This is a genomic window from Bradyrhizobium sp. 4 (assembly GCF_023100905.1).
Classification (GTDB): Bacteria; Pseudomonadota; Alphaproteobacteria; order Rhizobiales; family Xanthobacteraceae; genus Bradyrhizobium.
Genome location: NZ_CP064686.1, coordinates 347,713 through 373,650, shown reverse-complemented (window position 1 = coordinate 373,650; position 25,938 = coordinate 347,713). Strand labels below are relative to the sequence as shown.

The following is a 25,938-nucleotide window of genomic DNA, read 5'->3' as shown; positions in this document are numbered from 1 at the left end:
GACTAAACCCCTTTTCCAGCAATGAGGCCCTGCGGCCGGAATTTGATGAAGACGATGGCGAGAACGAAGACGAGGACATCGGCCACGACGGGCGCCATCACCCAGGGCAGCGCGGCACTGAGCGTGCCGATGACGCCGGCGCCCGCGACCGGCCCGATGAAGGAACCGACGCCGCCAACCATGACCGCGACGAAGCCCTGGATCAGGAAGCGCAGGCCGAGATCGGCAAACAGGCTGAACACGGGGACGATCAGCGCGCCGGCAAGGCCGGCAAGCGCCGCGCCGAACGCAAAGGTGGCGCCGTAGATCAGCGGCGTGGAGATTCCGGAGGCGCGTGCCAGCGACGGATTTTCCAGCGTGGCGCGCACGCGCAGGCCGAAGCTGGTGCGCGCCAGCAGCAGATAGCAGCCGCCCATCACCAGCGCCGTGATGACGATGATGGTGAAGCGCCATGCCGAGATGTGCATGGCGCCGATGTCGATCGAGCCGCCGATCGGCTCCGGCACGGTGAGATAGAAGCCGCCGATCAGGCCGCGCACGGATTCGCGGATGATCAAGCCGAGCGCATAGGTGCCGAGCATGGCGACGATGGGGGCTGCGTAAAAGCGTCGGATGATCAGCGCCTCCAGCACGAAGCCGAGCGCGCCGACGACGAAGGGCGCGGCGACCATGCCGGCCCAGATCGGCAGGCCCTTGGCATAGGCGAGATAGGTAATGTAGGCCCCGAGCAGAACGAACTCGCCCTGCGCGAAGTTGAAGATGCCCATCATGCTGGCGATGATCCCGAGCCCCAGCACGATCAGGACGATGATCGCGCCGAAGCTCAGGATCTCGAACGCCGCGACGAACGCGTTAGCCATGCGCCAGCGCCTTTCCCGTTCCGATGGAATCGGAACGGGGCTCAGGCTTGTTGTCTTGACACGTTTTCCTGGCGCGAACCGGTATCCACGTCGCGCGGAAACGCTTCCCTGTTCCGTTGGCCCGCATCAATGCCTCGCTCACATCTTCTTCCAGTCGCCGATCTGCTCGAAGGCGTGGGCGGCGCGGTAGATGGTGGATTCCTCGAACATGCGGCCGACCAGCATCAGGCCGACGGGCAGGCCGTCGACCATGCCGCAGGGCAGCGACATCGCGGGATGATGGGTGATGTCGAACGGCGCAGTGTTGGAGATCATCTCCAGCGCACGTGCGACATAGTCCTCGCGGCTAGCCGTGGGCTCCGGCAGCTTCGTCGCCTTCATCGGCGTGGTCGGCAGCAGCAGCAAATCGTAGTCTTTGAAGGCCTTGTCGTAGGCCGCGGTCAGGCGTCGCGAGATGTTGAGCGCCTTGCCGTAATAGCGCGGACCAAAAGTGTTGTTGATGTAGGTGCCGAGCAGCAGAAACAGCTTTGTGGTCTCGGACAGTGAATCGGCCTGCCGCCGCCAGCCGCGATGGAAGTCCATCAACGTGGTCGAATAGAGATCGGACCGGCTCAGCCCATAGCCGTCGCCATACATCATGGTCTGGGTCATGCCCTCGGTGCCGATCGGCGTCCAGATCGCGGGACCCATGAGATGCATCGGGATCGAAACGGTCTCGACCGTGGCGCCGAGATCCCTGAAACGCTTTGCGGCCTCCCGCACGCTTTCGTTCACGGCGGCCTCCGCGTTCGCCTGCTCAAAACCTTCCTTGAGGATGCCGATCTTCATGCCCTTGACGCCCTGGCCGAGCGCCTTGGTGTACTCCTCGACCTTGGGCGCCTTGATGCGGGGATCGTAGCCGTCGTCGCCGGCCAGCACCTCCAGCAGCAGCGCGTTGTCGGCGACGGTCGCCGTCATCGGGCCGGTGTGATCGACGAACACCTCGATCGGCATGATGCCGGTGTAGGGCACGAGGCCCCAGGTCGGCTTCATGCCGTAGGTGCCGCAGAACGAGGACGGCATGCGGATCGAACCACCCTGGTCGCCGCCGATTGCCATGTCGACCTCGCCGAGCGCGACGACGACGCCGGAGCCTGACGACGAGCCGCCGGCCGAATAGCCCATCTTGTGCGGATTGTGGACGGCGCCGACCGCGTTGGTGTGGCTGCCGCCGGACATGCAGAAGGATTCGCAATGGACTTTTCCGGCGATCTCGGCGCCGGCATCGAGCATGCGGGTGACGATGGTGGCGTCGAAATCGGGGACGTAGCCTTCGAGCGTCGCCGAGCCGTTCATCATGGGCACGCCGGCGAGCATGATGTTGTCTTTCAGTGCGACCGTCTTGCCCTTGAGCTTGCCGCTCGCCGCACCCTTCACGGTCGACTTGCGATACCAGGCGTTGCGCGGGTTCTCTTCCGGCGAGGGCCGATAGCCCGGCGTGCGCGGATATTTGACCTCCGGCACCTCGTCCGGCATGGCGCCGACGAGATTGTAGGCTTCGATCGAGCCCTGCATCAGGCCGCGGAACGAGGCGACGTCGTCGTCGGTCAGCGAAAGGCCGCACTGGTCGGCGACGCTGCGCAACTGGGCTGGCGTGGGAAGGACAACTGTCACGGCGCTCTCCTGAAGTTTCTTGATCCCTGGCATTGGACGGAAGCCGTCCTGCGCCGGCATGGCGCCGCTCGGGCGGCTTCGCCTCGATATTACAGACGGAAATATTTTCCTTTTCAAGTATTATTTTGGATTTTCGCCTGTGCGCGTCACTGCGCCCGCATCAGATCGGTTTGATCAGCTTGAAGTCGAGGCCATCCGCCCCGGCGAGATACATTTGCATCCGGGTGTGACCATTCCTGACCGTGACGGGGCCGCGCGCGCCGCCATAGACGATGTTGCGGCCGGCCGCGAGCATCGGCCCCATCGCCAACGTGCCCGCCTTGTTCGCCACGGCTTCGAGGAAGCGCAGTCCCTCATAGCTGGATTGGCCGAGCGAGCCGATCGGGGGGCCGTTCGGTCCGAACATCGCGCGATAGCGGCTCTGGAAGTCGTCGTTGGCCCGCGATCCGATGCCGGGGAAATAGCCGGAGGCGCAGAACAGGTTCTCGCTGTTGTCGGCGCCGATTCCGAGCAGCACGGTCTCGTCCATCGCCCCCGCCAGCCGCAGCGTCGTGGCGCCAAGACCACATTCGCCGAACGCGCGATTGAACGTGATGCTGTCGGTGCCGATCAACGAGATCAGGACGACGTCCGGCCTCGCGGCACGGATGCGCTCCAGATGCGGCTCGTGGTTGTCTTCGCCGAGGGGAACGAACTCTTCGCCGACGACATGGCCGCCGGCCTCCTTGATGTAGCGCTTCACCGCGCGGTGCGACTGCCATGGCCAGACATAGTCGCTGCCGATCAGGTACCAGCGCGCCGCCTTCTTGACCTCGGCGAGCCAGTGGATCGAGGGGCGGCTCTGCCAGCGCGGCGTCTCGCCGATCGCCATGACACCCGGCGTCTGCTCGCCGCCCTCGTAAACGGGCGTGTAGATGTAGGGGATGCGGTGGCGCGTGGTGACCTTGCGCAGCGCCACGCGCACCGCGCTGGTATGCAGTCCGACGATGAGGTCGATCTCATCGGACGCGATCGCCTGCTCGGCGCGGCTCAGAATCCCGTCGAGCGGGCCGCCCGCGTCATAGATCGAAAGCTCGATCTCGCGCCCGAGAATGCCGCCGCGCTTGTTGATCTCGGCGACCGCGAGCTGCGCGCTGCTTGTCGCGCACGGGCCCCAAACGCCGGGCGAGCCGGTGCAGCACATGAAGCCCCCGATGCGGAGCTTGTTGTGTGCGCCGCGGCGCTTCATGAAATGCGCGTCAGTCGGCGACAGATCGAAATCCGCTGCCGCGGACGACAGATTCCTGAACAGCAAGGACGGCGGTAACGCCGGACCGCCGTGAGCCGGGAAGTTTACCGTCGCGCGCACGCCAACTCCTGTCTGAGACCAGACTTGAAAGCTCATTCGAGAGGCGGCCGCGGCACCCGCCCTATTGTTGGGCAATATCCTATTTTGAAAATATTGAATATTCAAGAATTGAAGTGCATATAGATGCAGCATCGATTGCAAGACATTCACTCATTTGGGTCAAGACAAAGTCTTAGCCGTGGCAAAACCGAACACCCCGATCACCGAACACCTCGCCTATTTGCTCGCGCAAGCCAACCGGGAGATCAACCGGCAGCTCGAACTGCGGTTGAGCAAGGAAGGCGTGCCCGTCGAGCAGTGGCGCATCCTGAAAGTCCTGTCGGATGGCAACGGCCATTCGATGGGCGAGCTGGCGGATGCCGTGCTGCTCAACCATCCGACGCTGACCAAGATGATCGACCGCATGGTCTCCGACACGCTGGTCTACCGCGTGCAGGACCCGAACGATCGCCGCAAGGTCCTGATGTTCATCTCCGATCGCGGCAAGGTGCTGAGCAAGAAGCTCAACTCGCTCGCGGTCGACCAGGAGGAGCACATCCTGGAGAGCTACGGCGACAAGTCGACGAGCGAATTAAAGCGGCTGCTGGAGAGCTTGATCGACAGCTCGAATTGAGTGGTGCGTTTAGCTAGCTCCCTCGACACGGTCGTCCCGACGATGGAGATGGAGCTGCGCGCCACATACTCGCTGTCATCGCCCGATTTAGTCGGGCGATCCAGTATTCCAGAGACTGATGTGATTTGAACCGAGAAGCCGCGGCGTACTGGGTCGCCCGGCTAAACCGGGCGACGACAGCGGAGAGTGAGGCGCCGACATCGGCGCCTCACATTCAAACCTTAGGCATACCGCCCGTGGCAGTGCTTGTACTTCTTGCCTGAGCCGCAGGGGCAATCCTCGTTGCGGCCGATCTTGCCCCAGCTTGCCGGGTTCTTGGGATCGCGCAACGCGGCGTCGGTGGCCTGCGCTCCGAGTGTGACGCTGGCGAGCGCCATTTCGTCCTCGCCGGTGTTCGGATCGAACTTGTGCGCTTCCATCGGCGGCAGCACCGGGGCTTCCTGCTCCGGCGGCACGATCTCGACCCGCATCAGCTGCGCCGTGACGGCCTCGCGCAGATGCGCGCTCATCTCCTGGAAGAGGTTGAACGCTTCGGTCTTGTACTCCTGCAACGGATCGCGCTGGCCGTAGCCGCGCAGGCCGATGACTTGGCGCAGATGGTCGAGCATGATCAGATGCTCGCGCCAGAGATGGTCGAGCGTCTGCAGCAGAATGGTCTTCTCGACGTAACGCATCACGTCGGGGCCCCATTGCCCGACCTTGGCCGCCATGTGCTCGTCGGCCCGGGTCTCGATGCGCGTGAGCAGCTCCTCGTCGGCGATGCCCTCTTCCTTGGCCCAGTCCTCGACCGGCAGGTCGAGATCGAGCACGCGCTTGAGCTCTTCCTTCAGGCCCGCGACGTCCCACTGCTCGGCATAGGCATGCTCGGGCACGTGCTTGGCGACGAGGTCGTCGATGAAGGCGTGGCGCATGTCGGCGACGGTCTCGGCGACGCTGTCGTCCTTCATGAGGTCGACGCGCTGGTCGAAGATCACCTTGCGCTGGTCGTTCTGGACGTTGTCGAACTTGAGCAGGTTCTTGCGGATGTCGAAGTTGCGGGCCTCGACCTTCTGCTGCGCCTTTTCGAGCGCCTTGTTGATCCAGGGATGGATGATCGCCTCGCCCTCCTGCAGGCCGAGACGCTGCAGCATGCTGTCGAGGCGATCCGAGCCGAAGATGCGCATCAGATCGTCTTCCAGCGACAGGAAGAATTTGGAGCGGCCGGGGTCGCCCTGACGGCCGGAACGGCCGCGGAGCTGGTTGTCGATGCGGCGGGATTCGTGGCGTTCGGAGCCCATGATGTAGAGACCACCGGGCTTCTTCACGGTCTTGGCCGGCTTCGAACCCTTCGCCGGCTCGATCTCGACCTCTTCCTCGGCCTTCAGCACGATCTCGCGGAAGTGCTCGATGTCGGCCTTGATCTGCTCGATCTTCAAGGCCTTCTCGGCCTGGTCCTCGATCGAAGCGGCCTCCTGCTGGATGCGCATTTCCAGCGAGCCGCCGAGCTTGATGTCGGTGCCGCGGCCGGCCATGTTGGTCGCGATCGTGATCGCGCCGGGGACGCCGGCTTCCGCGACGATGTAGGCTTCCTGCTCGTGGAAGCGCGCGTTCAGCACCGCGAACAGCTTTGCCGGTTTGCCGGCGCGGGCCGCGGCGTACAGCTTCTGCATCGAATTTTCGTTGCCGAAATCGATCTGCCGATAGCCGTGCTTCTTGAGATATTCGGCGATCACTTCCGATTTTTCGATCGAGGCGGTGCCGACCAGCACGGGCTGCAGCCGCGCATTGGCGCGCTCGATCTCGGCCAGGATCGCGGCGTATTTCTCGTTCTGGGTGCGATAGACCTCGTCGTCCTCGTCGAGACGGGCGACCGGCAAATTGGTCGGGATCTCCACGACCTCGAGCTTGTAGATGTCGAACAATTCGTCGGCTTCGGTCAGCGCCGTGCCGGTCATGCCGGCGAGCTTTTCGTACATCCGGAAATAGTTCTGGAAGGTGATCGAAGCCAGCGTCTGGTTTTCGGGCTGGACCTGCACGTGCTCCTTGGCTTCCAGCGCCTGATGCAGGCCTTCGGAATAGCGGCGGCCCTGCATCATGCGGCCGGTGAACTCGTCGATGATGACGACCTCGTCGTCGCGGACGATGTAGTCCTTGTCGCGCGTGAACAGCGTATGGGCGCGCAGCGCCTGGTTGATGTGGTGCACGACGGAGACGTTCTCGACGTCGTAGAGCGACTCGCCCTTGAGCTGTCCGGCATCGCGCAGCAGCGTTTCGATCTTCTCCATGCCGGCTTCGGTCAGCGTCACCGTGCGCTGCTTCTCGTCGACGTCGTAGTCGGACTTGTCGAGCTTGGGCAGGAAGCCGTCGATGGTGTTGTAGAAGTCGGAGCGGTCGTCGAGCGGGCCGGAGATGATCAGCGGCGTGCGCGCTTCGTCGATCAGGATGGAGTCGACTTCGTCGACGATCGCATAGAAGTGCGGCCGCTGGACCATGTCCTCGAGCCGGTACTTCATGTTGTCGCGCAGATAGTCGAAGCCGTATTCGTTGTTGGTGCCGTAGGTGATGTCGCAGGCATAGGCCATCTTGCGCTCGGAATCGTCGAGGCCGTGCACGATCACGCCGGTGGTCAAGCCGAGGAAGCCGTAGATCTGGCCCATCCAGTCGGAGTCGCGGCGGGCGAGGTAGTCGTTGACGGTGACGACGTGGACGCCCTTGCCGGCGAGCGCGTTGAGATAGACCGCGAGCGTTGCAACCAGGGTCTTGCCTTCGCCGGTCTTCATCTCGGCGATGTCGCCCTCGTGCAGCACCATGCCGCCGATCAGCTGGACATCGAAATGGCGCTGGCCGAGCGTGCGCTTGGCGGCTTCGCGGACCGTGGCGAAAGCGGGGACCAGGAGGTCGTCCAGCGTCTTGCCCTCGGCGAGCTGCTTCCTGAACTCGGCGGTGCGGGCCTTGAGGGCCTCGTCGGAGAGTTTCGAGACCTCGGGCTCCAGCGCGTTGATCGCGTTGACGCGGGACTGATATCCCTTCACCCGCCGGTCGTTGGCGGAGCCGAAAAACTTGCGGGCGAGCGCGCCGATCATGCTTAGTTCCTGTGTTCGCGATTCAACCGCGTTCGCGTTGCAGCCAAGAGGTTGTCACCCGCCTGCCTATCAACTCACCGTGACGCCTGCTGGGCGCCGGAGCCCCGTCTGCGGGGGGTCCATCCGCCATATGGGTGGGAGTTGGGCAAGTCTGGGTTCAACGGCCAAAAACGCAGCAAAATAAACGCCATCGCATGGACGCGACCGGGCAGAGATATGGCCCGGTCAGGGCCTTGTCAACGGCGGGTGCATTGCGGCTAATTCATCATTTTGACAGACTTTTCGCGTTGCCAAGGCCCCCTGAATTGGGCGAGTGTCCGCCCCGCTCGAGCAGCCCCCTGCTTCAACAAAAGGATTTTCCATGACCACCTCGTTCCCGGTAACCAAAACCGGCCTGCGCTTCGGCCTCGCCACCGCCCTCGTGGGCTGCCTTGCGCTGGCGCTGATCGCGGGTCCCGGCCGGGCTGCCGACGATCCGGTGCTGGCGAAGGTCAATGGCGCTGAAATCAAGAAGAGCGACGTCGCCATGGCCGAAGAGGAACTCGGGCCGAGCCTCGCCCAGATGGACCCGGCGACCAAGGACGAGAACGTCCTGTCCTTCCTGATCGACATGAAGATCGTCGGCAAGGCCGCCGAGGACAAGAAGCTCGCTGACGGCGAGGAGTTCAAGAAGCGGCTCGCGTTCGCCCGCAACCGCCTGCTGATGGACAGCCTGCTCGCCGGCGAGGGCAAGGCCGCCACCACCCCGGATGCCATGAAGAAGGTCTATGAGGAGGCCTCCAAGCAGATCACCGGCGAGCAGGAAGTGCACGCCCGCCACATCCTGGTCGAGACCGAGGACGAGGCCAAGGCGGTGAAGGCCGAGCTCGACAAGGGCGCCGACTTCGCCGAACTCGCCAAGAAGAAGTCCAAAGATCCGGGCTCGGCCGACGGCGGCGACCTCGGCTTCTTCACCAAGGAGCAGATGGTGCCGGAATTCTCGGCAATCGCCTTCGCGCTCGAGCCGGGCAAGATCTCCGACCCCGTGAAGTCGCAGTTCGGCTGGCACGTCATCAAGGTCGAGGAAAAGCGCAGCCGCAAGGCGCCCGATTTCGAGCAGGTCAAGGCGCAGATCGAGCAGTATGTCACCCGCAAGGCCCAGGCCGACTATGTCGCCAAGCTGCGCGCGGAAGCCAAGGTCGAGCGGCTGGACCAGCCGGCGGATGCGGCCAAGGACGCCAAGCCTGCCGATGCCAAGCCTGCCGATGCGAAGCCGTCCGACAGCAAGATGGCGCCGCCCGCGAAGAAGTAAGAATTCGCTGTCACTTCGGTGACGTGAAGAGTATCTAAGCCTTTGTGATGCCCGGCCCCCGCGCCGGGCATCTGCATATCCAGATCCCATCAAGGCGCCCGCGATGTCCTCCTCCGTCTCTCCCCTCGCCCCGAAGAACGTTCCGAACATGCCCGTGATCGCGGGGGTCCGTCTCGCGACGGCCGAGGCCGGCATCCGCTACAAGAACCGCACCGACGTGCTGCTCGCGGTGATGGACAAGGGCACCGCGGTCGCAGGCGTCTTCACCAAGTCGAAATGCCCCTCCGCGCCGGTGGAATGGTGCCGCGCCAAGCTCAAGGGCGGCAAGGCGCGCGCGCTGGTGGTCAATTCCGGCAACGCCAATGCCTTCACCGGCAAAACCGGCCGCAGCTCCACCGCACTGACCGCCAAGATCGCGGCCAAGGCCGTCGGCTGCACCGAGGGAGAAATCTTCCTGGCCTCGACCGGCGTGATCGGCGAGCCCCTGGACGCGACCAAGTTCGACGGCGTGCTTGGTCGGCTCGCGGAGACCGCCGAGGCCGGCGATTATCTCGCCGCCGCCAAGGCGATCATGACCACCGACACATTCCCGAAGGTCGCGACAGCGACCGTGAAGCTCGGCAAGGCCAAGGTCACGATCAACGGCATGGCCAAGGGCGCCGGCATGATCGCGCCCGATATGGCGACGATGCTGTCCTTCATCTTCACCGACGCACCGATCGCGCCTGCCGCGCTGCAGGCGCTGCTCAAGAGTGGCGTCGAAGACACGTTCAATGCGGTCACGATCGACGGCGACACCTCGACCTCGGACACGCTGCTGGCCTTTGCCACCGGTGCTGCTGCAGAACACGGCGCGCCGAAGATCAGCCGGGCCAGCGACCCGCGCCTGAAAGCCTTCGTCAAGGCCTTCAACCAAGTGCTCGCCAATCTTTCCGAGCAGGTGGCCCGCGACGGCGAAGGCGCGCGCAAGCTGGTCGAGATCACCGTCGAGGGAGCCAAGACCAAGGCCTCGGCGCGCAAGATCGCGATGTCGATCGCGAACTCGCCGCTGGTGAAGACCGCTATCGCCGGCGAGGACGCCAATTGGGGCCGCGTGGTGATGGCGGTCGGCAAGGCCGGCGAGCCGGCCGACCGCGACAAGCTCTCGATCTCCTTCAACGGCATCCGCGTCGCCAAGAACGGCGCACGCGATCCGTCCTATGACGAGGCGCAGGTGTCGGAAGCGATGAAGGCGCCCGAGATCGCGATCAAGGTCTCGCTCGGCCTCGGCAAGGGCCGTGACCGCGTGCTGACCTGCGACCTCACCAAGGAGTATGTCGCGATCAATGGGGATTACAGGTCGTAGAGTCTACGGCTGCCTCACCCCGCAATCCGCGCGTCGGCGACCGCCTTCTTGAACAGCGCGTTCATCGCGGCCGAAATGCCCTGGGTGGGGCTAACCTCGAAATAGAATCCCGGCGAAGCGCAGCTCTCCATGTTCTGCGCGATCTTGCTGTTCGGAGACGGCCCCCACGGCCCGGAATTAAAGGGCGATATCCATGTGTTGTACCAACCGTCAGTAGGCGGTTGGTATGTCGTGTACAGCACCGCGATCTTGATGCCCCGGTTCTTGATGGTCGTACAGAGCGCCGGATTGATCGGCGACTGACAGCGGTTCGATGACGCGAGAGGATACGAAGAAGACGAGACACTACACATCGTCGTGCCCGAGTTGGCTTCGTCAGCGACCCCATCGGATACAAAAAACAGATATTTCAGCGGTGACGCGGACGTACCTGCTCCAGGCGAGGCGATTGCGCTATTGATTGCGGGAAAAATAGTGGTGAGGGGAGTATCCTTGTCGATAGTGTACACGTCATTCTGACCGGCAACCGCCATCAGGTCGATGTTTCCCGCCGCCGTCTTGGCGGAGGTCAGGCTCGACGAGAGCGCGAACAGATTTCTCAATCCGATCGTCGCCGACGAAGCGCCGAAATCGTAGATCGCCATTCTGAACTGGTTCGCGTAGGTTTGCGTGCTCTGGGCCGTGTCCATCAAGTTCGCGCTCGCCTGGCGCACCACGTCAATTCGGGTCGTGATGCCATTTGCTTTGGCGATGTCGTAGTTGCTTGTGCCGGCCGCCTTGGTGGTGTCGTGACAGGCAAATGCACATCCACCCGTCTTCGCCTGCAAATTCGTGATGTCGGTCGGTGTCGCTGCGACACCCATCGACGGAGAATTGTCCAGCAGGAGATAGAAGTCGACATAGAGCGGCATATTGACCGTCGACGCCGACGTGCCGCTCATGGTCAGCGTGGTCTTGCCCATCAAGCCGAGAAACATGGTGTTGATGGAGGCGGTGAACGAGACGGTCGAGTTGATGGTCGAGCCGGTCTTGACGACGGTCTGGGTGACGCTGTTGAGCGTATAGCCGGTCAAGTTGGCGCGATTGGCATCGAAGATTTTCTGGGCGTCGGTGACGCCGACCGCGATCGAGCCGTCCGTGGTCATCGAGCCCGCGGCGGCAAACCCCGGCGAGGCTTTGGCGATGGCACCGACGCTAGCCGCGTCGGCCGCGCCCTGAAGTTTCGCCCGGACCTGCGTCGCGCGGGAGTAGTCGATCGCACTGCCGACGAACGTGATCAGAGGCACGCAGCAGATTGCGAAGATCACCGCCACATTGCCGCGCCGGTCGCGGAGGAACCGGCGGAAGATGGTACGACACTCAGCGCGCATGGATCTGGCCCGGATTGATTTCGGCGTTTCCACTCTAGGAACCGTGGATTAAATATGACTTATGGAGACCTCGGAAATACGGGCCTTAACAGGGTTAACGAACTGTTGCGAATGACCTTCAGCGAGCGACATTCCAGGCATGGCTGATCTCAAACTGACGCTGGTGGTGGCCTGCGCGCTGGTCGACGCCGACAACCGCGTCCTGATCGCGCAGCGCCCCGAGGGCAAGACGCTGGCCGGCCTCTGGGAATTTCCCGGCGGCAAGTGTGAGCCCGGCGAGCGGCCGGAGCAGAGCCTGATCCGCGAACTCCACGAGGAGCTGGGCATCACCGTCGCGGAGCCCTGCCTGGCGCCGCTGACATTCGCAAGCTACGGCTACGAGACCTTTCACCTCCTGATGCCGCTCTACATCTGCCGGCGCTGGGAGGGACAGGTCATGCCACGCGAAGGCCAGACCCTGGCCTGGGTCCGCGCCAACAAGCTGCGCGACTATCCCATGCCGCCCGCGGACATTCCGCTGATCCCGCATTTGATTGATCTGCTGATGTGAGCTCAGACCTCATCCTGAGGAGACCGCGCAGCGGTCGTCTCGAAGGATGGCTGCGGATGAGAGCCGGGCCTGCATGGTTCGAGACGGCGCTGACGCGCTTCCTCACCATGAGGATTACTCTTTCCCCGCCTTCTTCACCGCCTCCGCCAGACTCGCCTTCGCTGAGCCGGGCTTGAGCGGCTGCTGCTGGCTCGCATGCGGGGCCCAGCCGGAGAGCCAGATGATGTCGAATGTCGCACGGATGCGGCCGTCGGCATCGGCAAAGCGTTCCGCGTAAATTTCCGCCATCCGCAGCAGCGTCGATCGCCGGCTCGGCGTGCGCCGCCGTTCGATCAGCACATTGGCGGCGCCCATGCGCCTGATATCCTGCATCAGCGCGAACGCGTTGGCGTAGCGCACCACGACGCGGTCGACGTCGGTGACCGGCAGCGCAAACCCCGCCCGCTGCAACAGCGCGCCAACGTCGCGCAGATCGGCAAACGGTGCGACGCGCGGCGACACGCCGCCCTCGCATTCGGCCTCGGCGGCGGCAAAAGCCTGGCGCAGCTCGGTCAGACTGTCGCCGCCGATCATCGCCGCCAGCAGCAGCCCGTCCGGCCTCAGCGCGCGACGGATTTGCGCAAGTACCCCCGGCAGATCGTTGACGAATTGCAGCGCCAGCGCCGAGACCACGAGGTCGAGGCTTTCGGGCGCAAAGGGCAGCTTCTCCGCACCCGACGCATCGAGATTAATGCGCTCGATCGAGGGCAGTCGCGCGCGCAGCACCGCCAGACCCTCGCCGGGCGTCCAGAGATCGACCGCTGTATGAAACTCCCGCATCACCGCGGCCAGCCGGTCGGACATGTCCTCGGCGACCCGATCCAGCAGGAAGCTCACGGCACCTTGCGCCTGCGCGCGGCGCTGTCGCGCATGCAGCAAAGCACGATCGAACAAAGCGGGCGGGGTTTGCGGATCTTGAGCCATGCCGCTGGTTACGCCGATCGCGACGGTTCTGGCAATCCGGTGCGTGGGGCGCTAGCTTTCGGCCATGGCATCCGACGCCGCCCCTTCTCGTTCCATCGCCGCCCCCTTGCGTGCCGCATGGACGGCTGGCCGCCACGTGCTGTCACGTGCGGCACGGCTTGCGCTCGACATCGCGCTGCCGACGCTATGCGTGTCCTGCCGCGAGCCGGTTGACGGCGAGGGCGTGTGCGCGGCGTGCTGGGCGCGGCTGTCGTTCATCGAACGGCCCTACTGCCCGCGGCTCGGCATTCCTTTTGTGTACGATCCCGGCCCCGACATGCTGTCGATGGAGGCGATCGCGAGCCCGCCCGCCTACCAGCGTGCGCGCGCTGCGGTGCGTTATGACGACGTCGCGCGCACCCTGGTGCATGCGCTGAAATACCAGGACCGCACGGATCTGGCGCCTGCCATGGGCCGCTGGATGGCGCGCGCGGGCGGCGAGCTGCTCGCCGAGGCCGACATGCTGGTGCCCGTTCCCCTGCATTGGCGAAGGGCCTGGCGCCGCCGCTACAACCAGTCCGGGGCGCTGGCGCGGATCATCGAGCGGCAGAGCGGGGTGAAAACGAGGGCTGAGGTGCTGCGCCGGGTACGCGCGACCGAGCAGCAGATCGGCCTGTCGCGAGCCCAGCGCGCCACCAATGTGCAGGGCGCATTCCAGGTATCCCCCGACCGTCAGGCGGGGGTTCAGGGTCGGCGCATTGTCCTCATCGACGACGTCCTGACGTCCGGTGCGACACTGGATGCCTGTGCGCGGGCCCTGCTCCGGGCCAAGGCGGCGCAAGTGGACGTGCTGGTGTTTGCCCGGGTTGTCGAGAGCCGGTGAAGTCCCATATAATTCAATGAATTCATGACATGAGAGCGCCAGACAAGATGACCGCTGCTGTCGAGATCTACACGAGGCCGGGCTGCGGCTATTGTTCCGCGGCCAGGTCGCTGCTGACCCGCAAGAAGGCGACCTTCACGGAGTTCGATATCGCCAAAAACCCGTCCTGGCGCCAGGAGATGTACGATCGCGCCGGCGAGGGCTCGACCTTCCCGCAGATCTGGATCGGCGGAACCCATGTCGGAGGCTGCGACGAGCTCTACGCGCTCGATCGCGAAGGCAAGCTCGACGCCATGCTCGAAAGCGTCAAGGCGGAGTCATGAGCGACAACAGGACCTTCACGGCGGCGATGGTGCAGATGCGCACCGGCCTGATGCCCGAGCCGAGCCTCGCGCAGGCCACCAGGCTGATCCGTCAGGCTGCGGCCAATGGCGCCGACTACGTGCAGACGCCCGAAGTCAGCAACATGATGCAGCTCAACCGCAAGGCGCTGTTCGAGCACCTTCAGAGCCAAGACGACGACAACTCGCTGAGGGCCTACCGGGCGCTCGCGGCCGAACTGAAGATCCACATCCATGTCGGCTCGCTGGCGCTGCGCTTTTCGGACGAAAAAGCGGTCAATCGCTCCTTCCTGATCGGGCCCGAGGGCAATGTGCTCGCGAGCTACGACAAGATCCACATGTTCGACATCGAGCTGCCGGACGGCGAGAGCTATCGCGAATCCGCCAATTACCAGCCGGGCGAGACGGCCGTTATCTCCGACCTGCCCTGGGGCCGCGTTGGCCTGACGATCTGTTATGACGTGCGCTTCCCCGCGCTCTACCGCGCGCTGGCCGAAAGCGGCGCGTATTTCATCACGGTGCCCTCGGCCTTCACCCGCAAGACCGGCGAGGCGCATTGGCACGTGCTGTTGCGTGCGCGCGCGATCGAGACCGGGTGCTTCATCTTCGCCGCGGCGCAGGCAGGCCTGCATGAGAACAAGCGCGAGACCTATGGCCATTCGCTGATCATCGATCCCTGGGGCGAGATCCTCGCCGAAGGCGACGTCGAGCCCGGCATCATCATGGCAAAAATCGACCCGGCCAAGGTCGAGACCGCGCGCCGCGCGATCCCCTCGCTCCAGCACGGCCGCCGCTTCGGCGTCGCCGACCCCAAGGCGGGGCCGGACCATCTGCACCTGGTGCGGGGATCGGCATGATCCGCTACGCGCTCCGCTGCGACCGGAGCCACGACTTCGAGAGTTGGTTCCAGAGCTCGGCCGCGTACGATTCTCAGGTGAAGCGCAAGCTCGTGACATGTCCGATCTGCGGCTCGGCCAAGGTCGACAAGGCGATCATGGCGCCGCGCGTCGTCGGCAAGAAGGGCCGCGGACGCGCCACGCCGCCGCCTGAGCCCACCGCCACGACGCCCGCGCCCGCGCCCGAGGCTGCGCAATCCGCACCGACCTCGCTGTTGATGGCGCAGGAGCGCGAGCTGCGTGCCAAGCTCAAAGAGCTGCGCGATCACATCGTGAAGAACGCCGACAATGTCGGTGAGCGATTCGCCACCGAAGCCCGCGCGATGCATTACGGCGACAAGGAGCACCGTCCGATCTACGGCGAGGCCTCACCCGACGAGGCCAAGTCGCTGATCGACGAAGGCATCGAGGTGTCGCCGCTGCCGACGCTGCCGGAAGATCGGAATTAGGCTCCCACCAGCACCGCCACGCCGAGCACGATCAGCGCGATGCCAATGATCTCGCGCGGCGCGATCGGCTGCTTGAACGAGTAATAGGCCACGCCTTGCGCAAACAGTACCTCGATCAAGGCGAGCGTGCGGACATTGGCGGCGGCCGTCAGCGCAAAGGCGAGGAACCAGAACTGCGAGGCGAAGGCGCCGGTGAAGCCGGCCAGCATCGAGGGTCGCCACATCGAGAGGATGCCCTGAAGCACTTTTGGCGCGCGCCAGAGCAGGTAGATCGTCAGGATCAGCGTCTGCACGAACAGGCCGAGCACCAGGGTGAACGATGCCGCCGTCACGAACGAGACATCAGGCACGTTGATGATGGCGCCGCGGAAACCGACCGCTGACAACGCGAACGCTGCCGCCGCGACGAGGCCGGTGATGGTCGGCTTCAATTCGGCAAAGCTCTTCTCGCCACCGGGACGCAGCGCGGTGATGACGACGCCGATGGTCGCGATCACGATCGCAAGCACCTTGAGCCATGTCAGATGATCGCCGAGGAAGACGAATCCGAAGATGGCGGTCTGGATCGCCTCGGTTTTCAAATAGGCCGTCGTCACCACGAAGGAACGGTCGTTCATGGCGAGCAGCATCAGGCCGGTCGCGACGATCTGGCTGAGGGCGCCGAGCAGGAGCCACGGCCAGAACACGCCGGGCGGCATGCCGAGATGATCGCCGGTGGCGGCCAGCACCACCGCGAGAAACAGCAGCGAGAACGGAAAGCCGAACAGGAAGCGGATATTGGTTGCGCCCCAGGTCCCCAGCGGCTTCGTCAGCGACCGCTGCATCGCATTGCGCGCGACCTGGCCGAGCGCGGCAATGACGGTGAAGGGAATCCAGAGGCTGGCGATGGTGAACATGGGGGATGGGGTGCGGGGGGCCAGAGATCGCGGCCAACCTGCCGCTAGCTGTTCAATGGGTCAACCACACGAACGTCATGGGAGCGATGCTATCGCCACAAACTCAGTGTCGTCCCGGCGAAGGCCGGGACCCATAACCACAGGGAGTGATTTGGCGAAGATTCGTGGTTGCCTGCTTCGCGCCGCAACTTCTTCCTGAGGGTATGGGTCCCGGCCTTCGCCGGGACGACACCTATATTTGCGGAGACAGCTAGGCCGCCACGAGCGGCGCGGCCTCACACCATGCCTTCCGCCACCACCATGTAGTTCACGTCCATGTCTGACGAGAGGGTCCATCTGTCGGCGAAGGGGCTGTAGACGACGCCAGTCTGCTCGGTGATGACCAGGCGATTGTCGAGCAGGTATTTCGTCAGCTCGTCGGGGGTGACGAACTTGTTCCACTCGTGAGTGCCGCGCGGCAGCCAGCGCAGGACGTATTCAGCGCCGACGATGGCGAGCGCAAAGCTCTTCCAGTTCCTGTTCAGCGTCGAGACCACCATCAAGCCGTTCGGCTTCAGCATCGCCGCGCAGCGCTTCAGGAAAACGCCGACGTCGACGACGTGCTCGACCACCTCCATCGCCAGCACGATGTCGAAGCGCTCGCGCGGGTCGATCTCCTCCACCGTGGTGCAGCGATAGTCGATCGCGAGATGCGCCTTGTCGGCATGCAGCTTCGCGGCCGCGATGTTGCTGACCGACGGATCGACGCCGATGACCTGCGCGCCCAGGCGCGACAGCGGCTCGCAGAGCAGGCCGGCGCCGCAGCCGATGTCGAGCACGCGCAGACCGCCGAGGCAGTTGAGGCTGCGCACGTTGCGCTCGAACTTGCGGCAGGCGGCATCGCGGATGTAGCCGAGCCGCAGCGGGTTGATCCGGTGCAGCGGCGCCATCTTGCCGTTGGGGTCCCACCACTCGGCCGAAAGTTTTGAGAATTTCGCGATCTCGGCGGCGTCGACGGTCGAGCCCGGCGGGGTGGTTGCGGTTGCGGAAGTATCTTGCTGCATGCTCATGGTTACGCGCGGTCCTACCGCGTGGTGATCGAACTACGGAAGGCGAGCGGCGAGGCGATGGTCCGGATGGTTTCGCGACCTTCCCCCACGCCATTGATGGTCACATCGCCATAGTTGAGAATACGTCCGAGAATGGTCTGATTCACATCGACGCTCTCGACCTTGTCCAGCGCCATCTCGAAGGTGCGGCGCTTGATGAAGCCGGTCTTGTGCACGACCCGCAAATTGGTGACGTCGGTCTCGGTGGTAAAGCGATGGAACCAGCCCTTCACAGTCCAGTACAGCGCCGCCAGAGCCACCAGGCCGGCCGCGACGAGACAGAGCAGGACAAGCCCCTCGACGATGGTTTGCCGGGACAGGACGAACAGGACCAACGCCACGATCCAGGCCAGGATCGCCGGAAAATAGAAGATCCAGTGCGCATTGGTCGAATACAGCACCTTCTCGCCAGGCTGCAGGATCTCGTCGATATAGCGCGCCATGATCTCGGTTAACCCACTACCCCGCACCCTGCCCCGCAGGAACCCGCTTGCCCCCGGCCCCGCCGCTATGTATACGCGCGGTCGGTGTCCGCGAGGCCCGTCCAGTGCGGGCCACCATACTGATCCTTATGAAGGAATGCACGCGTCGTCATGAGCCGCCTCGTGATGAAATTCGGCGGCACGTCCGTCGCCAACATCGAACGTATCCGCAACGTCGCACGCCATGTGAAGCGTGAGGTCGACGCCGGCCATGAAGTGGCCGTGGTCGTCTCGGCGATGTCCGGTAAAACCAACGAGCTGGTGGCCTGGTGCACCGAGGCCTCGCCGATGCACGACGCGCGCGAATATGACGCCGTGGTCGCGTCGGGCGAACAGGTGACCTCCGGCCTGCTTGCCATCGTGCTTCAGGGCATGGGTATCCAGGCCCGCTCCTGGCAGGGCTGGCAGATCCCGATCACGACCAGCGACGCCCATGCTTCGGCCCGGATCGAGGGCATCGACGGCAGCGAGATCATCAAGCGCTTCAGGGAGCGCAAGGAAGTCGCCGTGATCGCCGGCTTCCAGGGCATCAACCCGGAGACCAACCGCATCACCACGCTCGGCCGCGGCGGCTCCGACACCTCGGCCGTGGCAATCGCCGCCGCCGTCAAGGCGGACCGCTGCGACATCTACACCGACGTCGACGGTGTCTACACCACCGATCCGCGAATCGTGCCGAAGGCCAAGAGGCTCGACAAGATCGCGTTCGAAGACATGCTGGAGCTGGCCTCCCAGGGCGCCAAGGTGCTCCAGGTCCGCTCCGTGGAACTCGGTATGGTCCACAACATGCCGATTTTCGTCCGCTCGAGCTTCGACAAGCCCGAGGATATCGATCCGCATGCCAACCAGCCGCCCGGCACGCTGATCTGCAGCGAGGAGGAGATCATGGAAAGCCACGTCGTCACCGGCATCGCCTTTTCGAAGGACGAGGCCCAGATCTCGGTCCGCCAGATCGAGGACAAGCCCGGCGTGGCGGCGTCGATCTTCGGCCCGCTCGCGGAGGCCAACATCAACGTCGACATGATCGTGCAGAACGTCTCCGAGGACGGCAAGACCACCGACCTCACCTTCACGGTTCCGGCCGCCGACTACACCAGGGCCAAGGAGACGATCACCGCGGCCAAGGGCCAGATCAATTATGCCCGGCTCGACACCGCGACCGACGTCGCCAAGATCTCGGTGATCGGCAGCGGCATGCGCAGCCATGCCGGCGTTGCCGCCCAAGCGTTCTCGGCCCTCGCAGGACGGAATATCAACATCCGGGCCATTACAACCTCCGAGATCAAATTCTCGGTCCTGATCGACACCGCCTATACCGAGCTTGCGGTGCGCACCCTGCACACGCTCTACGGTCTCGATCAGGCTTAGGCTAATTTTCTCTTAGCGGTCGCAGCAAACGCGAAGTGTCCACACTTTCGCGTTTGGCAGGCGTTTTGCTTGGCAAAACAAACCCCAATTCGCTATACGGCGAAGAGGGTGGGCTGCCGGAAACTGTGCCCCAGTTGAGGCGGTGCTGATTCGGCCCAGGCAATCGCCGGGGCCGGTGCCGGACGAGCAAATTTGTTGTTTTTCTGGATTTCTGGGCGAGCCGCCGCGGGCCCTTTCGGCCCCGGCAGACGGAGGAGATTGACGGTTCATGCGGAGCGCGTCGGGAGGTCCCCGCGTCTTGTTGAGACGGCTCCGCGAAACCATGGCGGAGCAGGTCTCGGCCCAGGAGCGGCTGGACAAGATCGTGGTGCTGATCGCCGCCAACATGGTGGCCGAGGTGTGCTCGGTCTATGTGCTGCGCGTCGACAACACGCTCGAGCTCTATGCCACCGAAGGCCTCAATCGCGAGGCGGTGCACCACACCGTGCTCAGCGCCCATGAGGGTCTTGTCGGCCTGGTCGCCAGCGAGGCAACGCCTCTCAACCTGAGCGATGCGCAGAGCCATCCGGCCTTCTCGTTCCGCCCGGAGACCGGCGAAGAGATCTACCACTCCTTCCTCGGCGTGCCGATCCTGCGGGCCGGCAACACCCTCGGCGTGCTGGTGGTGCAGAACCGCGCCAAGCGCAACTATGTCGAGGAGGAGCTCGAGGCGCTTCAGACCACCGCGATGGTGCTGGCGGAGCTGATCGCCTCCGGAGAGCTGTCCGCGCTGGCCCAGCCGGGCCATGAGCCCGCCGCGCGCCATTCGGCGCAAAAGGTCGGCGCCATCCTGTCGGAAGGCATCGCGCTCGGCCATGTCGTGCTGCACGAGCCGCGCGTCGTCATCAAGGACTACATCGCCGAGGACCTGCCGAAGGAGATCAAGCGACTCGACACCGCGCTCGCCAAGCTGCGCGCCGATCTCGACCGCATGTTGGAGCGCGGCGACGTCGCGGAAGGCGGCGAGCATCGCGAGGTGCTGGAAGCCTACCGCATGTTCGCCAACGACCAGGGCTGGTCGCACAAGCTGCACGAGGCGGTCGCCACCGGCCTCACGGCGGAAGCCGCCGTCGAGCGTGTGCAATCCGACACCCGCGCGCGCATGCTGCGCTCGACCGATCCCTATTTGCGCGACCGGCTGCATGATCTCGAGGATCTCGGCTATCGCCTGATGCGCCAGCTGGTCGGCCAGGATCACGCGCCGTCACGCGAACAATTGCCCGACAATGCCATCGTCATCGCGCGCGCGATGGGCCCGGCGGCGCTGCTCGACTATGACCGCAAGCGCCTGCGCGGCATCATATTGGAGGAAGGCACCGCCAATTCCCACGTCTCGATCGTGGCGCGCGCGCTCGGCATTCCCGCGGTCGGCGAAGTGCCGAACGCGCCTGGCATCGCCGATCCCGGCGACGCCGTCATCGTCGACGGCACCTCCGGCATGATCTATGTGCGCCCGTCGCAGGAGGTCGAAGCGGCCTTCGCAGAGCGCGTGCGCTTCCGCGCCCGCCGCCAGGCGCAGTATCTGGCGCTGCGCGACCTGCCCTGCGTCACCAAAGACGGCCAGAAGGTCGAGCTGATGATCAATGCGGGTCTCGCGATCGACCTGCCGCATATCGAAGACACCGGCAGCGCCGGCATCGGCCTGTTCCGCACCGAGCTGCAATTCATGGTCGGCCAGAGCCTGCCGCGCACCAGCGACCAGCTCGCGCTCTATCGCACCGTGCTGGATGCCGCCGGCACGAAGCCCGTCACCTTCCGCACCCTCGACATCGGCGGCGACAAGGCGCTGCCTTATATGGAAGCAGTGATCGAGGAGAATCCCGCGCTCGGATGGCGCGCGATCCGGCTCGGGCTCGACCGTCCCGGCCTGTTGCGCGGCCAGATCCGCGCACTGCTGCGCGCCGGAGGTGGCCGCGCGCTGCGCATCATGTTCCCGATGATCTCGGAGGTCGCCGAATTCGATTCGGCGAAGGCGCTGGTCGAGCGCGAGCTGACCTATCTGCGCCAGCACGGCCACACGCTGCCGGAAAGAATCGACATCGGCACCATGGTCGAGGTGCCGGCGCTGCTCTATCAGCTCGACGAACTCCTCAAGAAGGTCGACTTCATCTCGGTCGGCTCCAACGATCTGTTCCAGTTCCTGTTCGCGGTCGACCGCGGCAACGCAAAAGTCTCCGAGCGCTTCGACACCATGTCGGCGCCGATCCTGCGCGCGCTTCGCGACATCGCACGCAAGACGCAGGCCGCGAAGAAATCGCTGTCGCTCTGCGGCGAGATGGCGTCGAAGCCGATCGGCGCGCTGGCGCTGATCGCGATGGGCTATCGCTCGCTGTCGCTCTCGGCCACCGCGCTCGGCCCGGTCAAGGCGATGGTGATCGATCTCGACGCCAAGAAGGCCGAAGCGATGCTCGGCCCGTTGCTGGACGCGCCCGCCGGCAGCGTCTCGATCCGGCAGAAGCTGACGGAATTTGCCGAGGCCGAAGGCCTGGCGTTGTAGCGGGCCTGTCGCCGCTTCCCGCCGCCTCGCCTTTCCCGCATTTTGAGACTGAACCGATGTCGTCACTCCCCGAAGCCAAACTGGACGTCCTGCTCGCGCATCACGCCTCGCTGGAGGCCGAATCGCTCGGTCAGCTCGCTTCCGAACGCTATGTGCAGATCACACGTGAGCTCGCCGAGCTCACGCCATTGATCGAAGCGGTCAAGACCTATCGATCGGCCGTCAAGGAGCTCGCCGACACCGAGGCGCTGATCGCCGACCCCGCGACCGATGCCGAGATGCGCGCCATGGCGGAAGCCGAGCGCGGCGAGCTGACGCCGAGGATCGAGGAGCTGGTCCAGAAGATCCGCGTCGCGCTGCTGCCGAAGGACGCGATGGATGACCGCAACGTGGTGCTGGAAATCCGCGCCGGCACCGGCGGCGACGAGGCTTCGCTGTTCGCCGGAGACCTGTTCCGGATGTACGAGCGCTTCGCGGCCCTACAGGGCTGGAAGGTCGAGGTGATCTCGGCCAGCGAAGGCAGCGTCGGCGGCTATAAGGAAATCATCGCGGAGGTGCAGGGCCGCGGCGCGTTCTCGAAGCTGAAGTTCGAATCCGGCGTGCACCGCGTGCAGCGCGTGCCGGACACCGAGACGCAGGGGCGCATCCACACATCCGCCGCCACCGTCGCCGTGATGCCCGAGGTCGAGGAGGTCGATGTCGAGATCCGGAACGATGATTTGCGTATCGAGACGATGCGCGCCGGAGGCGCCGGCGGCCAGCATGTCAACAAGACCGAATCGGCGATCCGCATCACCCACATCCCGACCGGCATCGTGGTGATGATGCAGGACAGCCGCTCGCAGCACAAAAATCGCGCGTCCGCCATGAACATCCTGCGCTCGCGCATCTACGACGCCGAGCAGCAACGCCTCGACGCGGCGCGCTCCGCCGAACGCAAGGAGAAGGTCGGCTCCGGCGACCGCAGCGAGCGCATCCGCACCTATAATTTCCCGCAAGGACGCGTCACCGATCACCGCATCAATTTGACGCTCTACAAGCTGCCGCTGGTGATCGCGGGCGAAGCGCTGGGCGAACTGACCGACGCGCTGACCACCGAGCACCAGGCCGCGCAGCTCGCCGCCCAGGGCGCGGCGGCGTAAAGCTCGCGGCTTCGCGCTTTCTTCAGCGTGTCTTCAGCGTCTCTTGGCTCGAAACGCTCGCAGGATCTTGCCCAAACCGGGCGCGGCGGCGCTGAGCTCGTCCAGATGGATGCGCGAGAGGGATCGCAGCTTCCGCTCGCCCTTCGCTGTCAGCTTGACCAGGACGCGCCGCGCATCATCGGGGTCGGCTTCCCGGCCAGTCAGCTTCAGTTTCGCCATGCGATCCACCAGCTCCACCGCGGTGTGGTGCCGGATCAGCAGGAAGCGCGCGATGTCGCCGACGCTGGCGCCGTCAGGGGCAGCCAATCCCTTGATCGCCAGCAGCGCCTGGTGCTGCTGCGGCGTCAACCCGGCGCTCTGAGCCGCGGCTTCGCTGAAGGCCAGGAAGGTTCGGAGCTGATAGCGAAACTGCGCAAGCGCCGCGTAGTCGGCCTCGCGCATCGCGCCACTCTTTGTGGGCACAGCACGCGCCGGGCGTGTCGTCTTCCGCTTCGATGGGGCCATTCCCTGCCTGCGACGTCGAGCCAGCCGGTGCAACAGGCGGCCTCACCGAGACTAGCAAGGAAGGTCAGGCCGAACCAACCGACCGGCGCCCCGGATGCACAAATATCGCCACCTATTCGAAGCTGGACAGCAGGATCTTCACCAGGATGACCTGTAACGCGATCGGGATGCGGACGCTTTTCCGCCGGATCGAGCGCTGCAGCGCGCCGGCAATCTCGGAGCTGGTCAAGGTACCGGCGGATGCATTGGTAATCATCTCCGCCCACATCTGCGACAGCGAGCCGCCGGGTGGGATCACCGGCTTGATGGTCACGCCGCAGCCCTGCGCCCAGTCGATGATCTCTCTCATCGTGTGAGGGCCGCAATTGCGCGCGGTGGCGAGGCGTTCAGCCGTCAGAGCAAGCAGCAATTCGCGCGAGGGCGACCAATTCCCCTTCGGCGGCTGCTCGGCAGTGAGCTCGACCGCGAGCTCCTTGAGGACGTTCTGGGCGCGCACGCTCAGCTTCTGCATCGGACCGGGTGCGCGCTTCGCCTGAACGGGGCCGACGGCGGGCCCGCGCCGGCCGGCCGGCCAGTTGCGCGGATCGGACATGCGCGAGGCATCGCCGGACTGCGGTGTCGCTCGCTGTCCGTTCGCCTCTTCCACTGGCCACCCCGCCTCCTGCCGCTCCGCACCTTGCGGCCAAGACCGTCGCTTCCGGGTACCCGCCACCGTCGTCTGCCGCGCCATTTCTCTCGCCGAACCCGCCAGCCTCGTACTCACAAAGACTAATATATATCGTGATACGATATGTTTTCACGAGATAATTTTCGTCGTTCGACCAAAGGCGAAATTGACAGAAGGCGTTCACAAGCAATGCTTGCGTCCAAGAGCTACACGCGGATGTGACGTGCCCGGCGCGGGCAGGCCCTCGAGGCCGGCTGCCGCCGGACAGGTCGTGCTTTGCCTGCAAACAAGAACGATGTTCGGAGGAAACGATCATGACTGACAATCTCATCCGCCGCGGCCTCTCGCGCCGTGGCCTGCTTCAGACCACCGCGGGCCTCATCGGCGGCGCGGTTCTGCCCGGGATGCCGGCGTTTGCCGAGGACAAGCTGGCGATCGGCTCCTACCCCGCCGGGGTCTCGGGCTCCACCGCCTTCATCGGCATCTCCGTGCCGCGCACCGGCACCTATGCCGTACAGGGTGAAGACGAGCTCAAGGGCTATCAGCTCGCGATCGAGCACATCAACAGCGGGCACGACCTGATCAAGAAGATATCGCCGAAGACCAGCAAGGGCGTGCTCGGTAAGGAGCTGAAGTTCGGCGTCGCCGATTCCGCGGCCAAGCCAAACGAGGCGGTGCAGGCGCAGCAGCGCTTCATCAGCGAGAACAAGGCGATCATGATCACCGGCGGCACGTCGAGCGCCGTTGCAGTGGCGCTGAACAAACTCGCCCAGCGCGAACACGTCATTTTCGTGTGTGGCATTTCCGGCTCGAACGATACCACCGGCAAGGATTGCGTCCGCTACGGCTTTCGCCAGAACTTCTACGGCCAGACTGCGGCTGCAGCGATCGGCCCGGTGATGGTACGTGAGTTCGGCAAGGGCAAGAAGGCCGCGTATCTCACGCCTGATTACACCTACGGCCACACCGTCACCAAATCCATGCAGGATTTCCTCGCAACAGCGGGCTGGACGACGACCACCAACCAGGTGGCGCCCCTCGGCGCACCCGACTACTCCTCCTATCTGCTGAACGTCGCGAATTCAGGCGCCGACGTGCTCATCAACGTCAATTGGGGACACGACGCCGTGCTGTCGACACAACAGGCCAAGCAGTTCGGCGTGCTCGACAAGATGAAGCTGGTCGTCCCCTACCAGGTGCCTTTCATCGCGCGCGAGACCGGCGGCCTGATGCAGGGCGTCTACGCCGCCACCGATTATTGGTGGACCATCGAAGACAAATTCCCGCTCGCCAAGATGTTCAACGAAGCATTCGAGAAGAAGTACGGCTACAAGCCCGAATGGGGCGCGGAGAACGCCTATGTCAGCTTCGCGCATTGGGCGCACATGTGCGAGCAGGCCGGCAGCTTCAGCCCGCCCGACGTGATCAAGGCCTACGAGAAGGGCGAGACGATCCCCTCCCTGGTGGGCGAAGTGCATTACCGTCCCGAGGACCATCAGTGCGTCCGGCCGGTGATCATCGTCAAGGGCAAGCAGCAAAAGGACATGAAGAACAAGGAAGACTGGTACGACGTCGTCGAGATCGTCCCGGGGGAAAGCCTGATGCAGAAGCCGGACGCCTTCGGCTGCCATCTCGGCGACTACAGCTGAGAC

23 protein-coding genes are annotated in these 25,938 nt (G+C 64.5%); 12 read left to right on the top strand and 11 right to left on the bottom strand.

Features of this window, described 5'->3' with window-relative positions; all coding sequences use genetic code 11:
* Positions 1-2 precede the first annotated feature (2 nt).
* The 3 genes from IVB45_RS01755 to IVB45_RS01745 all read right to left on the bottom strand — a co-directional run bounded on the left by IVB45_RS01755 (position 3) and on the right by IVB45_RS01745 (position 3,861).
* Positions 3-860, bottom strand: coding sequence for a branched-chain amino acid ABC transporter permease (locus IVB45_RS01755; RefSeq protein WP_063992465.1), 858 nt, complete (start codon positions 858-860; stop codon positions 3-5).
* A 138-nt stretch (positions 861-998) separates the two neighbouring features.
* Positions 999-2,513, bottom strand: coding sequence for an amidase (locus IVB45_RS01750; RefSeq protein ID WP_247363084.1), 1,515 nt, complete (start codon positions 2,511-2,513; stop codon positions 999-1,001).
* 160 nt (positions 2,514-2,673) lie between these two features.
* Entirely contained in the window at positions 2,674-3,861 is a 1,188-nt protein-coding gene (locus tag IVB45_RS01745; RefSeq protein WP_247363086.1) for a substrate-binding domain-containing protein, read from the bottom strand.
* A gap of 178 nt (positions 3,862-4,039) precedes the next feature.
* Here IVB45_RS01745 and IVB45_RS01740 point away from each other — a divergent pair, with 178 nt between their 5' ends.
* Positions 4,040-4,474 carry a MarR family transcriptional regulator gene (locus tag IVB45_RS01740; protein ID WP_007599198.1) on the top strand — a complete coding sequence of 145 codons (435 nt, stop codon included), beginning with the start codon at positions 4,040-4,042 and terminating at the stop codon, positions 4,472-4,474.
* Between the two features lie 221 nt (positions 4,475-4,695).
* On the opposite strand, the gene secA is transcribed toward IVB45_RS01740, so the two are convergent.
* A complete protein-coding gene (secA, locus tag IVB45_RS01735) occupies positions 4,696-7,536 on the bottom strand; it encodes a preprotein translocase subunit SecA (protein WP_027567996.1) in 2,841 nt (946 codons plus the stop codon).
* A gap of 361 nt (positions 7,537-7,897) precedes the next feature.
* Between secA and IVB45_RS01730 the strand changes: the two genes are divergently transcribed.
* Both IVB45_RS01730 and argJ read left to right on the top strand, forming a co-directional pair.
* Positions 7,898-8,827, top strand: coding sequence for a peptidylprolyl isomerase (locus IVB45_RS01730; RefSeq protein ID WP_247363088.1), 930 nt, complete (start codon positions 7,898-7,900; stop codon positions 8,825-8,827).
* Positions 8,828-8,930: 103 nt separating this feature from the next.
* Entirely contained in the window at positions 8,931-10,172 is a 1,242-nt protein-coding gene (gene argJ, locus IVB45_RS01725; protein WP_247363089.1) for a bifunctional glutamate N-acetyltransferase/amino-acid acetyltransferase ArgJ, read from the top strand.
* A 14-nt stretch (positions 10,173-10,186) separates the two neighbouring features.
* On the opposite strand, the gene IVB45_RS01720 is transcribed toward argJ, so the two are convergent.
* Entirely contained in the window at positions 10,187-11,542 is a 1,356-nt protein-coding gene (locus IVB45_RS01720) for a TadE/TadG family type IV pilus assembly protein (protein ID WP_027567999.1), read from the bottom strand.
* Between the two features lie 139 nt (positions 11,543-11,681).
* Between IVB45_RS01720 and mutT the strand changes: the two genes are divergently transcribed.
* Positions 11,682-12,092, top strand: a complete 411-nt coding sequence (mutT, locus tag IVB45_RS01715; RefSeq protein WP_027568000.1) for an 8-oxo-dGTP diphosphatase MutT — start codon at positions 11,682-11,684, stop codon at positions 12,090-12,092.
* Between the two features lie 114 nt (positions 12,093-12,206).
* Here the strand turns inward: mutT and IVB45_RS01710 are convergent, their stop codons facing one another.
* Positions 12,207-13,055, bottom strand: a complete 849-nt coding sequence (locus IVB45_RS01710; protein WP_247363090.1) for a methyltransferase domain-containing protein — start codon at positions 13,053-13,055, stop codon at positions 12,207-12,209.
* A gap of 64 nt (positions 13,056-13,119) precedes the next feature.
* Between IVB45_RS01710 and IVB45_RS01705 the strand changes: the two genes are divergently transcribed.
* From IVB45_RS01705 to IVB45_RS01690, 4 genes are read left to right on the top strand one after another with little or no spacing between them, the layout of a single operon-like run.
* On the top strand, positions 13,120-13,917 hold the full coding sequence (locus IVB45_RS01705; RefSeq protein WP_247363091.1) for a ComF family protein: 798 nt from the start codon (positions 13,120-13,122) through the stop codon (positions 13,915-13,917).
* Positions 13,918-13,964: 47 nt separating this feature from the next.
* Positions 13,965-14,240 carry a glutaredoxin 3 gene (gene grxC, locus IVB45_RS01700; protein WP_247284080.1) on the top strand — a complete coding sequence of 92 codons (276 nt, stop codon included), beginning with the start codon at positions 13,965-13,967 and terminating at the stop codon, positions 14,238-14,240.
* Positions 14,237-15,115: a carbon-nitrogen hydrolase family protein gene (locus IVB45_RS01695; RefSeq protein ID WP_247363092.1), complete on the top strand. Its 879-nt coding sequence runs from the start codon at positions 14,237-14,239 to the stop codon at positions 15,113-15,115. The genes grxC and IVB45_RS01695 overlap by 4 nt, the downstream gene beginning before the upstream one ends.
* Positions 15,112-15,603 carry a DUF1178 family protein gene (locus IVB45_RS01690; RefSeq protein ID WP_247363093.1) on the top strand — a complete coding sequence of 164 codons (492 nt, stop codon included), beginning with the start codon at positions 15,112-15,114 and terminating at the stop codon, positions 15,601-15,603. The genes IVB45_RS01695 and IVB45_RS01690 overlap by 4 nt, the downstream gene beginning before the upstream one ends.
* Here the strand turns inward: IVB45_RS01690 and IVB45_RS01685 are convergent.
* From IVB45_RS01685 to IVB45_RS01675, 3 genes are all read right to left on the bottom strand, one after another.
* On the bottom strand, positions 15,600-16,499 hold the full coding sequence (locus tag IVB45_RS01685; RefSeq protein WP_247363094.1) for an EamA family transporter: 900 nt from the start codon (positions 16,497-16,499) through the stop codon (positions 15,600-15,602). The two genes, IVB45_RS01690 and IVB45_RS01685, sit on opposite strands and share 4 nt — an antisense overlap.
* 275 nt (positions 16,500-16,774) lie before the next feature.
* Positions 16,775-17,548 carry a bifunctional 2-polyprenyl-6-hydroxyphenol methylase/3-demethylubiquinol 3-O-methyltransferase UbiG gene (ubiG, locus tag IVB45_RS01680; protein WP_027568007.1) on the bottom strand — a complete coding sequence of 258 codons (774 nt, stop codon included), beginning with the start codon at positions 17,546-17,548 and terminating at the stop codon, positions 16,775-16,777.
* Between the two features lie 14 nt (positions 17,549-17,562).
* Entirely contained in the window at positions 17,563-18,030 is a 468-nt protein-coding gene (locus tag IVB45_RS01675) for a PH domain-containing protein (RefSeq protein ID WP_027515137.1), read from the bottom strand.
* A 150-nt stretch (positions 18,031-18,180) separates the two neighbouring features.
* On the opposite strand from IVB45_RS01675, the gene IVB45_RS01670 reads away from it, so the two are divergent.
* The 3 genes from IVB45_RS01670 (at position 18,181) to prfA (ending at position 23,115) form a co-directional block, all read left to right on the top strand.
* Positions 18,181-19,437: an aspartate kinase gene (locus tag IVB45_RS01670; protein ID WP_247363095.1), complete on the top strand. Its 1,257-nt coding sequence runs from the start codon at positions 18,181-18,183 to the stop codon at positions 19,435-19,437.
* A 268-nt stretch (positions 19,438-19,705) separates the two neighbouring features.
* Entirely contained in the window at positions 19,706-21,973 is a 2,268-nt protein-coding gene (gene ptsP / locus IVB45_RS01665) for a phosphoenolpyruvate--protein phosphotransferase (RefSeq protein WP_027568010.1), read from the top strand.
* Between the two features lie 56 nt (positions 21,974-22,029).
* The gene (gene prfA / locus IVB45_RS01660; RefSeq protein ID WP_247363096.1) at positions 22,030-23,115 is read left to right on the top strand and encodes a peptide chain release factor 1; all 1,086 of its coding nucleotides are present in this window, start codon (positions 22,030-22,032) and stop codon (positions 23,113-23,115) included.
* A gap of 33 nt (positions 23,116-23,148) precedes the next feature.
* On the opposite strand, the gene IVB45_RS01655 is transcribed toward prfA, so the two are convergent.
* Both IVB45_RS01655 and IVB45_RS01650 read right to left on the bottom strand, forming a co-directional pair.
* Positions 23,149-23,619 carry a MarR family winged helix-turn-helix transcriptional regulator gene (locus tag IVB45_RS01655; protein WP_247363197.1) on the bottom strand — a complete coding sequence of 157 codons (471 nt, stop codon included), beginning with the start codon at positions 23,617-23,619 and terminating at the stop codon, positions 23,149-23,151.
* A gap of 112 nt (positions 23,620-23,731) precedes the next feature.
* Positions 23,732-24,211: a hypothetical protein gene (locus IVB45_RS01650; RefSeq protein WP_247363098.1), complete on the bottom strand. Its 480-nt coding sequence runs from the start codon at positions 24,209-24,211 to the stop codon at positions 23,732-23,734.
* A 389-nt stretch (positions 24,212-24,600) separates the two neighbouring features.
* Between IVB45_RS01650 and IVB45_RS01645 the strand changes: the two genes are divergently transcribed.
* Complete coding sequence (locus tag IVB45_RS01645; protein WP_027568014.1) at positions 24,601-25,935, top strand: substrate-binding protein; 1,335 nt, start codon at positions 24,601-24,603, stop codon at positions 25,933-25,935.
* Positions 25,936-25,938: the final 3 nt, after the last annotated feature.